The 10,028-nt window shown below is 70.1% G+C and carries 6 protein-coding genes and 1 pseudogene; 6 read left to right on the forward strand and 1 reads right to left on the reverse strand.

Annotated elements, in window-relative coordinates:
* From DI272_RS45305 to DI272_RS15735, 3 genes are all read left to right on the forward strand, one after another.
* A partial coding sequence (locus tag DI272_RS45305; RefSeq protein WP_258314572.1) for a M4 family metallopeptidase occupies nucleotides 1-1,032 on the forward strand: 1,032 nt, incomplete at its 5' end.
* A gap of 297 nt (nucleotides 1,033-1,329) precedes the next feature.
* Nucleotides 1,330-2,997, forward strand: coding sequence for a M4 family metallopeptidase (locus DI272_RS15730; RefSeq protein WP_109495980.1), 1,668 nt, complete (start codon nucleotides 1,330-1,332; stop codon nucleotides 2,995-2,997).
* A 69-nt stretch (nucleotides 2,998-3,066) separates the two neighbouring features.
* Entirely contained in the window at nucleotides 3,067-3,594 is a 528-nt protein-coding gene (locus tag DI272_RS15735; RefSeq protein WP_109495981.1) for a DUF1990 domain-containing protein, read from the forward strand.
* 58 nt (nucleotides 3,595-3,652) lie between these two features.
* Here DI272_RS15735 and DI272_RS15740 read toward each other — a convergent pair whose 3' ends face one another.
* Nucleotides 3,653-6,274, reverse strand: coding sequence for a glycosyltransferase family 1 protein (locus DI272_RS15740; protein WP_109495982.1), 2,622 nt, complete (start codon nucleotides 6,272-6,274; stop codon nucleotides 3,653-3,655).
* Nucleotides 6,275-6,596: 322 nt separating this feature from the next.
* Here DI272_RS15740 and DI272_RS15745 point away from each other — a divergent pair, with 322 nt between their 5' ends.
* The 3 genes and pseudogenes from DI272_RS15745 to DI272_RS15755 form a co-directional block, all read left to right on the forward strand.
* Complete coding sequence (locus tag DI272_RS15745; RefSeq protein WP_109495983.1) at nucleotides 6,597-7,799, forward strand: S8 family peptidase; 1,203 nt, start codon at nucleotides 6,597-6,599, stop codon at nucleotides 7,797-7,799.
* A 291-nt stretch (nucleotides 7,800-8,090) separates the two neighbouring features.
* Nucleotides 8,091-9,213 (forward strand): annotated as a pseudogene (locus DI272_RS15750) (maltotransferase domain-containing protein).
* Nucleotides 9,210-10,028 (forward strand): alpha-amylase family glycosyl hydrolase (locus DI272_RS15755; protein WP_258314573.1); only part of this gene is annotated, 819 nt, incomplete at its 3' end. The pseudogene DI272_RS15750 and the gene DI272_RS15755, both read left to right, overlap by 4 nt.

Consider the following 10,028-nt stretch of genomic DNA (forward strand, 5'->3'; position numbering starts at 1 on the left):
TACGTCAACGCGTTCTGGGACGACAGCTGCTTCTGCATGACCTACGGCGACGGCTCGGGCAACACCAACCCGCTCGTGTCGATCGACGTGGCGGGTCACGAGATGACGCACGGCGTCACCTCCAACACCGCGGGACTCAACTACAGCGGCGAGTCCGGCGGTCTGAACGAGGCCACCTCCGACATCTTCGGCACGGCGGTCGAGTTCTACGCGGCGAACTCCAACGACGTCGGTGACTACCTCATCGGCGAGGAGATCAACATCAACGGCGACGGCACGCCGCTGCGTTACATGGACAAGCCGAGCAAGGACGGCGCGTCCAAGGACAGCTGGTACTCGGGGATCGGCTCGGTCGACGTCCACTACTCCTCGGGCCCGGCCAACCACTTCTTCTACCTGCTGTCCGAGGGCAGCGGCGCCAAGGTCATCAACGGCGTCAGCTACAACTCGCCCACCTCGGACGGCCTCCCGGTCACCGGCATCGGCCGGGACAAGGCGGAGAAGATCTGGTTCCGCGCGCTGACCACGAAGTTCACGTCCACCACGAACTACGCGGCGGCCCGCACCGGCACCCTCTCGGCGGCCGGTGAGCTGTACGGCACCACGAGCGCCGAGTACAAGGCGGTGCAGGACGCGTGGGCGGCCGTGGCCGTCGGCTCGCGCTCCGGCGGCGGCGGTGGCGGTACCTCCTTCGAGAACACCGCCGACGTATCGATTCCGGACAACGGCGCCGCGGTGACGTCGTCGATCACGGTCTCCGGGCGGTCCGGCAACGCGCCGTCCAACCTCCAGGTCGGCGTGGACATCGTGCACACCTACATCGGTGACCTCCAGGTCCAGCTGGTCGCTCCCGACGGCTCGGCGTACACCCTGAAGGCGTACGGCACCGGTGGCAGCGCGGACAACATCAACACCACGTACACCGTCAACGCTTCCTCCGAAGTCGCCAACGGGACGTGGAAGTTGCGGGTCCAGGACAACGCGGCCCTCGACACCGGCTACATCAACAGCTGGAAGCTCACCTTCCCGTAGGCCGTCCCGTTCTGAGGCCTCCTGGACAGGGCGCCGCCCCGGTGGTTCGACTCCCCGGGGCGGCGCCCTCTTTTTGCCGTCCGCTTACCGACCGCTTGTTGGGCCTTTGCCGAGGTCACGCCGCTTTACGCGGCGGCAACATTCACCGGCCGGTCGCTTTTCGGCCAACATCACGTGGGGGTCCTGACATGTACGCGTCCTTGATGCCAGTCTTCCTCACACCCGCCGCACAACTTCACAACCATCCCGGGCCGGCGGCCCCAGCCGCCGTCCGGGCTCCCCCACGAAGGAGCTTGTGTGACCCCCCTCTACGCGCGTCACAAGCGCACCACTCTGGCCATCGCCACCGCCGTCGCCGCCGGAGCCCTTCTCACCACCGGTCTGACCACCGGTACGGCCGCCGCCCAGACCCCGGCGGAGAGCACCGGCGCGACCACCCTCGCCGCCGCGCCCCTCCAGCTGTCCGCGACCGCACGCACCACGCTCATCAAGCAGCAGCAGGCCGGCGCCGCCGCGACCGCCGAGGAGATAGGCCTCGGCGCCAAGGAGAAGCTGGTCGTCAAGGACGTCGTGAAGGACGCCGACGGCACGGTCCACACCCGCTACGAGCGCACCTACGAGGGCCTGCCCGTCCTCGGCGGCGACCTGGTCGTCCACGAGTCGAAGTCCGGCGCGGCCAAGGGCGTCACCAAGGCGACCACCAGAACCATCAAGGTCGCCTCCCTGACCCCGAAGCTCACCGTCGCCAAGGCGGAGAAGCAGGCGCTGTCCGCCGCCAAGGCCGCGGGCTCGGAGAAGACCGCCGCCGACGGCGCGCGCAAGGTCATCTGGGCCGGCTCGGGCACCCCCGTCCTCGCCTACGAGACGATCGTCGGCGGCTTCCAGGACGACGGCACCCCGAACCAGCTGCACGTCATCACGGACGCGGCGACCGGCGAGAAGCTCTTCGAGTACCAGGGCATCGAGAACGCGACCGGCACCGGCAAGAGCCTGTACTCGGGCACCGTCAGCCTGGAGACGACCCTGTCGGGCTCGACGTACCAGCTGACCGACGGCACGCGCGGCGGCCACAAGACGTACAACAAGGCCCACGGCACCAGCTCCACCGCGGGCACGCTCTTCACGGACGCCGACAACACGTGGGGCACCGGCGCCGCCTCCAGCTCCACCACCGACCAGACGGCCGCCGTCGACGCCGCCTACGGCGCCGCGGAGACCTGGGACTTCTACAAGTCCACCTTCGGCCGGAGCGGCATCAAGAACAACGGCGTCGCGGCCTACTCCCGCGTCCACTACGGCAACGCGTACGTCAACGCGTTCTGGGACGACAGCTGCTTCTGCATGACCTACGGCGACGGCTCGGGCAACACCCACCCGCTGACCTCGCTGGACGTGGCGGGCCACGAGATGAGCCACGGCGTCACCTCGAACACGGCGGGCCTGAACTACTCCGGCGAGTCCGGCGGGCTCAACGAGGCGACCTCGGACATCTTCGGGACCGGTGTGGAGTTCTACGCCAACAACTCCTCCGACGTCGGCGACTACCTCATCGGCGAGAAGATCAACATCAATGGCGACGGCACCCCGCTGCGCTACATGGACAAGCCCAGCAAGGACGGCGGCTCGGCGGACTCCTGGTCCTCCTCCGTCGGCAACCTGGACGTCCACTACTCGTCCGGCGTCGCGAACCACTTCTTCTACCTGCTGTCGGAGGGCAGCGGCGCGAAGACGATCAACGGCGTGAGCTACAACTCGCCCACGTCCAACGGCTCCACGGTCACCGGCATCGGCCGCGCCAAGGCGCTGCAGATCTGGTACAAGGCGCTGACGACGTACTTCACGTCGACGACCAACTACAAGGCGGCGCGCACCGGCACCCTGTCCGCGGCGGCGGCCCTGTACGGCTCCGGCAGCACCGAGTACAACGCGGTCGCGGCGGCCTGGTCGGCCGTGAACGTGAGCTAGTCCGAGGGAGTTCGGCGGGCGGCACCCGGGAGGAAGGCGTTCCGGGGTGCCGCCCTACCCTTGTCTCCCATGCCGCCGATAAAGCCGTCGAACGACTTCACCTATGCCGACGTGGGCGCCACCCGCGAGCCGGGTTTCTGCCCGCCGGACTTCCACGCCCTCCACGTCCGCACCCGCATAGGCGAGGGCCACGACGTCTTCGAGCGGGCCTCGGAAGCGGTCCTGACCTGGGAGATGCACCGCGCGATGGGCGTGGGCATCGACGCGGCGGCCGACCGGGCCGCCCCGGACGTCGACGTCACGGTCACCCTGGCCGGGATGATCAAGGCGCCCTGCCGGGTGGTGTGGACGGTCGAGGAACCGCGCCGGGCCGGCTGGGCGTACGGAACGCTTTCCGGCCATCCGGAGTGCGGCGAGGAGTCCTTCGTCGTCGACCGCACGGGGGACGGCACGGTGTGGCTGACGATCTCGGCGTTCAGCCGGGCGGCGAAGTGGTACGCGAAGGCGGGCGGCCCCGCGACACGAGGACTCCAGCACGCGTACGCGCGCCGCTGCGGTGTGGTGCTGCGCCGGCTGTCCGGCGGGGCGGAGGACTGAGCGGGCACGCCCGGCACCGGCGCGGCCTCGCCGAGACGGCCGCCCAGTCCTCCGGCCGTCACCGCATCAGCACCCCCGCCGCCTCCACCGCCTCTTCGGACGGCACTGCCAGCAGCCCCAGCTCCGCCCCGGACGCCAGCAGCCGGTGCGCCGGCAGAATCCGCACGGTGTAGCCGAAGGGCCCCGTCCGGTCCAGCGACAGCGGCCCCTCGTACACCCACCGCCCCTCCGCGTCCGGACCGCCCACCGGTTTCAGCGGCACGGTCAGCGCGTCCGCGATCCGGTCCTCCTCGTCCACGCGGCCCGACAGCGCCTGTACGTCCACGTCCTCGGGGCTCAGTTCACCGAGCCCGACCCGCACCCGGAGCCCCAGCGTGGTCCCCAGCTCGGCCGTCGCGGTCGTCGCGGACGTCTCCACATGGTCGACGGTCACGCCGTGCCAGGCGGCCCGCACCCGCGCCTTCCATCCCGCCAGCTCCCGGGCCGCCTCCGGGTCCATCGCGCGGTGCGCGTGCGCGGCCGGGGTGTAGAGGCGTTCCACGTACTCGCGGACCATGCGGCCGGCCAGCACCTTCGGGCCCAGCAAGGTCAGCGTCTGGCGGACCATCTCGATCCAGCGGTCGGGCAGGCCGCCCTGGCCGCGCTCGTAGAAGCGCGGTGTGACCCGCTGCTCCAGCAGGTCGTACAGCGCCGCCGCCTCGATGTCGTCCCGGTGGTCCGGGTCCGTACCGGTGCCGTCCGCCGTCGGGATCGCCCAGCCGAAGTCCGGCTGGAACCACTCGTCCCACCAGCCGTCCAGGACGGACAGGTTCAGACAGCCGTTCAGCGCGGCCTTCATGCCGGACGTGCCGCACGCCTCCAGCGGGCGCAGCGGGTTGTTGAGCCAGATGTCGCACCCCGGATACAGCTTCTGCGCCATCGCCATGCCGTAGTCCGGCAGGAACACGATCCGGTGGCGGACCCGCGGGTCGTCCGCGAACCGCACCAGCTCCTGCACCAGCCGCTTGCCCCCGTCGTCCGCCGGGTGCGCCTTGCCCGCCACCACGATCTGGATCGGGCGCTCGGGGTGCAGGAGCAGCTCCATCAGCCGGTCCCGGTCCCGCAGCATCAACGTCAGGCGCTTGTACGACGGGACCCGGCGCGCGAATCCGATCGTCAGCACATCGGGGTCGAGCACGCCGTCGATCCAGCCCAACTCAGCGCTGCCCGCGCCCCGTTGCCGCCAGGAGGCGCGCAGCCGCTGCCGTACCTCGACCACCAGCTGCTCGCGCAGGTTCCGCCGCAGCTCCCAGATGTCCTGGTCCGGGATCTCCCCCACCGCGTCCCAGCGGTCCGACGCGCCGACCGTCAGCGCGTCCTCGGTGCGCTGGGCGCCGATCTGCCGGGCGCCCAGGCGGAAGACCTCCGGGGCGACCCAGGTCGGGGCGTGCACACCGTTGGTGACCGAGGTGATCGGGACCTCGTCCGGGTCGAACCCCGGCCACAGGCCCGAGAACATCTCCCTGCTGACGTGGCCGTGGAGCAGGGAGACGCCGTTCGCGCGCTGGCCCAGCCGCAGCCCCATGACCGCCATGTTGAAGAGGTTCGGCTCGCCTCCGGGGTACGTCTCCATGCCCAGGCGCAGGACGTGCTCCACGTCGATGCCCGGCAGTTCGGCGTCGGGACCGAAGTGGTGGGCGACCAGTTCGCGGTCGAAGCGGTCGATGCCGGCGGGGACGGGGGTGTGGGTCGTGAAGACCGTCCCGGCCCGGACCGATTCCAGTGCCGCGTCGAAGTCCAGGCCGTCCGCGGCGCACAGTTCGGCGATCCGTTCCAGGCCCAGGAACCCCGCGTGGCCCTCGTTGGTGTGGAAGACCTCGGGGGCCGCGTGGCCGGTCAGGCGGCAGTACGTCCGTACCGCCCGTACCCCGCCGATGCCCAGCAGCATCTCCTGGAGCAGCCGGTGTTCGCTGCCCCCGCCGTACAGCCGGTCGGTCACCCCGCGCTCGCCGAGGTCGTTCTCCTCGACGTCCGAGTCGAGCATCAGCAGCGGCACCCGGCCCACCTGGGCCAGCCAGACGCGGGCGTGCAGCTGCTTGCCGCCGGGCAGGGCCAGCGACACCTGCGCCGGGGTGCCGTCGGCCTCCCGTACCAGCGCCACCGGCAGTTCGTTGGGGTCGAGGACCGGATAGTGCTCCTGCTGCCAGCCGTCCCGGGAGAGGGACTGGCGGAAGTAGCCGTGGCGGTACAGCAGGCCGACCCCTATCAGCGGCACGCCCAGGTCGCTGGCCGCCTTCAGATGGTCGCCGGCCAGGATGCCCAGGCCGCCGGAGTACTGCGGGAGCGCGGCCGTGATGCCGAACTCGGGTGAGAAGTAGGCGACGGCGGCCGGGAGTTCGCCGGGCTGGGACTGGTACCAGCGGTCACCGCTGACATAGTCGTTGAGGTCGTCGGCGGCCGCTTGCAGCCGGCGCAGGAAGCGCCGGTCCTCCGCCAGCTCGGCGAGGCGCCGGGGCGGCACGCTGCCCAGCAGGCGTACGGGGTCACCGCCCGAGGCGGCCCACTGCTCGGGGTCGACGGACTGGAAGAGGTCACGGGTCTCCGCATGCCAGGACCAGCGCAGGTTGCGCGCCAGGTCGCTCAACGGGCGGAGCGGCTCGGGGAGTACGGGTCGGACGGTGAAGCGACGGATAGCCTTCATGGGCACTGCCACCTCGTCAGGCGTGCGGAAGCGGACGCACCGCGTTGTGCGTCCCGTCGTGGACATCGACGGTATCGGGGAGGAGCCGCCGTAACCACGGTGCCGCGGCGGCGGACAGATCGGAATCAGGCCGGAAATCGCCGCAACCTTCACGCACTCCCCATGGCGGATATGGCCGATTCCGCCCCCGTAGGCGTCCTTGTGGTGACTTCACACCCCACGAGAGGCTGCAAGTGGCGTACCGGTCACAGAGGTTCACCCCGGACGACTCCCGGGTGCGGCGCGACCGCCGTACGCCGCATCGAGGAGGGGAACTCACACCATGGCACGGACGCGAACACGGCGTCTGCGCCGGGCGGGGGGCTTGACCGCGGCGATCTGTGCCGCCGCGCTTTCGGCCATCACCCTGCCCGCGCACGCCGTACCGGAGGGGCGGATACTCGGCGCCGGAGACCCCGGAGCCGTCGGCGGAAGTTACCTGGTGACACTCAAGGGGGGAACGAAGGCCCCGTCGTCGGCGGGAAAGAGCCTCGCCGAGAAATACGGGGCGAAAATAAGCCACACCTACGGCACGGTCCTCAACGGCTATGCGATCAGGGCCGACGAGAGACAGGCGAAGCTTCTCGCGGCGGACTCCCGGGTCGCCTCGGTCGTCCAGGACACCCGGGTGCGGCTCGACCACACCCAGCAGAACCCCCCGTCCTGGGGCGTCGACCGCGTCGACCAGCCGGACCTGCCGCTGGACAGGAGCTACACCTGGCCGGAGTCCGCGGGCGCCGGGGTCACGGTGTACGTCATCGACACCGGCATCCGCATCTCGCACCAGGACTTCGGCGGACGGGCCCGCTACGGCTGGGACTTCGTCGGAAACGACAAGTACGCGGGGGACGGCAACGGTCACGGCACCCACGTCGCCGGCACCGTCGCGGGCACCAGGTACGGTGTCGCCAAGCAGGCCCAGGTGGTCTCCGTCCGCGTCCTCGACAACGCCGGATCGGGTACGACGGCCCAGGTCATCGCGGGCATCGACTGGGTGACCAGGCACGCGAGGAAGCCCGCCGTCGCCAATCTCAGCCTCGGCGGCTATCACAACGGCCAACTCGACGCCGCCGTACGGAACTCGATCAAGTCCGGTGTCACCTACGCGGTAGCGGCGGGCAACGACGGGCTGCCCGCCGGCCTCTACTCCCCCGCGGACGTGAAACAGGCGATCACGGTCGGCGCGACCGACACCACGGACACCCGGGCGCGCTTCTCCAACTACGGCTCCGCCCTGGACCTGTTCGCCCCGGGCGTCTCGATCACGTCGGCCTCCAACAAGGGCGACAGCGCCAAGGCCACCCAGTCGGGTACGTCGATGGCGACGCCGCACGTCGCGGGCACCGCCGCGCTCTATCTGGCCGACCACCCGAAGGCCACGCCCGCGCAGGTGTCCAGCGCCCTGGTCACGCTGGCGGCGTCGGGCAGGATCTCCGCCCGCGGACCGGGCTCACCGGACAGGCTCCTCCAGGTACCGGGCTCCTAGGGAGCTGTCCGGCGGATCAGGCAGCGGGAAGGCCGCGGCTCCTGATGCGGTGCCGGACAGGCCCCAGGCACGGAATGCGGACACCGGCCCTGTTCGATTCGGACGGGGCCGGTCTTGTGTGTAGACATACGCGTGAGTAGTTAACAAAGTGCCGGATTGCCCACCCGAATAGGGTGGGAAGGCTCCTCCGGTACACCCCAGCCACATCACGGGAACACACGGGAACACCACGCAGGACCCACCTCCCCACAGCCATCCGCCCACCCTCAGTTGACGCGGACAGGAGCGGTCATGCCCGCCACGCACCACACGTCAGCACCCCCGACGCCGAACACCCGGCCCGCCGTCACCGGGCCACCGTCCACAGCGGAGCCACCCTCCGCGGACGACACACCCACCATCGGCCGGATACCCGTGCTGGACGTCCGCCCGGTCGTCCAGCAGGGCCGCCGCCCCGCCAAGGCCGTCACCGGCGAGACCTTCCAGGTCACCGCCACGGTGTTCCGCGAAGGCCATGAGGCGGTCGCCGCGAACGTCGTCCTCACCGACCCCGAGGGCCGGCCCGGCCCCTGGACGCCGATGCGTGAACTCGCCCCCGGCACCGACCGCTGGGGCGCCGAGGTCACTCCCGGCTCGGTGGGCCGCTGGACGTTCCACGTCGAGGCCTGGGGCGACCCGATCACCACCTGGCGCCACCACGCCCACATCAAGATCCCGGCCGGCATGGACACCGAGCTGGTCCTGGAGGAGGGCGCACGCCTGTACGAACGGGCCGCCGAGGGCGCTCCCAAGGAGCAGCGGAAGATCCTCCGGGCCGCCATTGCCGCCCTGCGCGACGAGTCCCGGCCGGCCGTGGCCCGGTTGGCGGCGGCGTTGACGCCGCAGGTGGACGCGGTGCTGGCGGCCTATCCGCTGCGGGAGTTCGTCACGGCCTCCGAGCCGCTGCCGCTGCTGGTGGAACGCGAACGCGCCCTGTACGGCGCGTGGTACGAGTTCGAAGTACCAGCTCCGGCCCCGCGACTGGGACACCGCCGACACCATCGCCCCCCTCATCACCAGGCTGAACACCATCCGGCGGCGGAGTCCGGCCCTCCGCCAACTGCGTGATCTCCACTTCCACCACGCGGACAAGGAAGAGGTGATCGTCTACTCGAAGCGCAGCGGCTCGAACACGGTTCTGGTGGTCGTGAACCTCGACCCTCACCACACCCAGGAGGCCACGGTCTCGTTGGACATGCCGCAACTCGGCCTGGAATGGCACGAGTCGGTGCCGGTGCGCGACGAGCTCACCGGTGAGACCTATCACTGGGGCAGGGCGAACTACGTGCGTCTCGAACCGGGCACCCGCCCCGCGCACATCCTCACCGTCCTGCGACCGTCCACCCCGCAGATCGGAGGGTCACCCACAACATGATCGTCAACGAGCCCGTCCCGGACACCTTCGAGGACACCCCGGCCAAGGACCGGGACCCCGACTGGTTCAAGCGCGCCGTCTTCTACGAGGTGCTGGTCCGCTCCTTCCAGGACAGCAACGGCGACGGCGTCGGCGACCTCAAGGGCCTGACCGCCAAGCTCGACTACCTGCAATGGCTGGGCGTCGACTGCCTCTGGCTGCCGCCCTTCTTCAAGTCACCGCTGCGCGACGGCGGTTACGACGTCTCCGACTACACCGCCGTGCTGCCCGAGTTCGGCGACCTCGCCGACTTCGTGGAGTTCGTCGACGCCGCCCACCAGCGCGGCATGCGCGTCATCATCGACTTCGTCATGAACCACACCAGCGACCAGCACCCGTGGTTCCAGGAGTCGAGGCGGGACCCGGACGGACCCTACGGCGACTACTACGTCTGGGCCGACGACGACAAGCAGTTCCAGGACGCGCGGATCATCTTCGTCGACACCGAGGCCTCCAACTGGACCTTCGACCCGGTCCGCAAGCAGTACTTCTGGCACCGGTTCTTCTCCCACCAGCCGGACCTCAACTACGAGAACCCGGCGGTCCAGGAGGAGATGATCTCCGCCCTGCGGTTCTGGCTGGACCTGGGCATCGACGGCTTCCGGCTCGACGCGGTGCCGTACCTGTACCAGCAGGAAGGCACCAACTGCGAAAACCTTCCGGCAACCCATGAGTTCCTCAAGCGGGTCCGCAAGGAGATCGACGCACACTACCCGGACACGGTGCTGCTGGCGGAGGCGAACCAGTGGCCCGAGGACGTCGTCGACTACTTCGGC

It is taken from the genome of Streptomyces sp. Act143 (assembly GCF_003143935.1).
Lineage (GTDB): Bacteria > Actinomycetota > Actinomycetes > Streptomycetales > Streptomycetaceae > Streptomyces.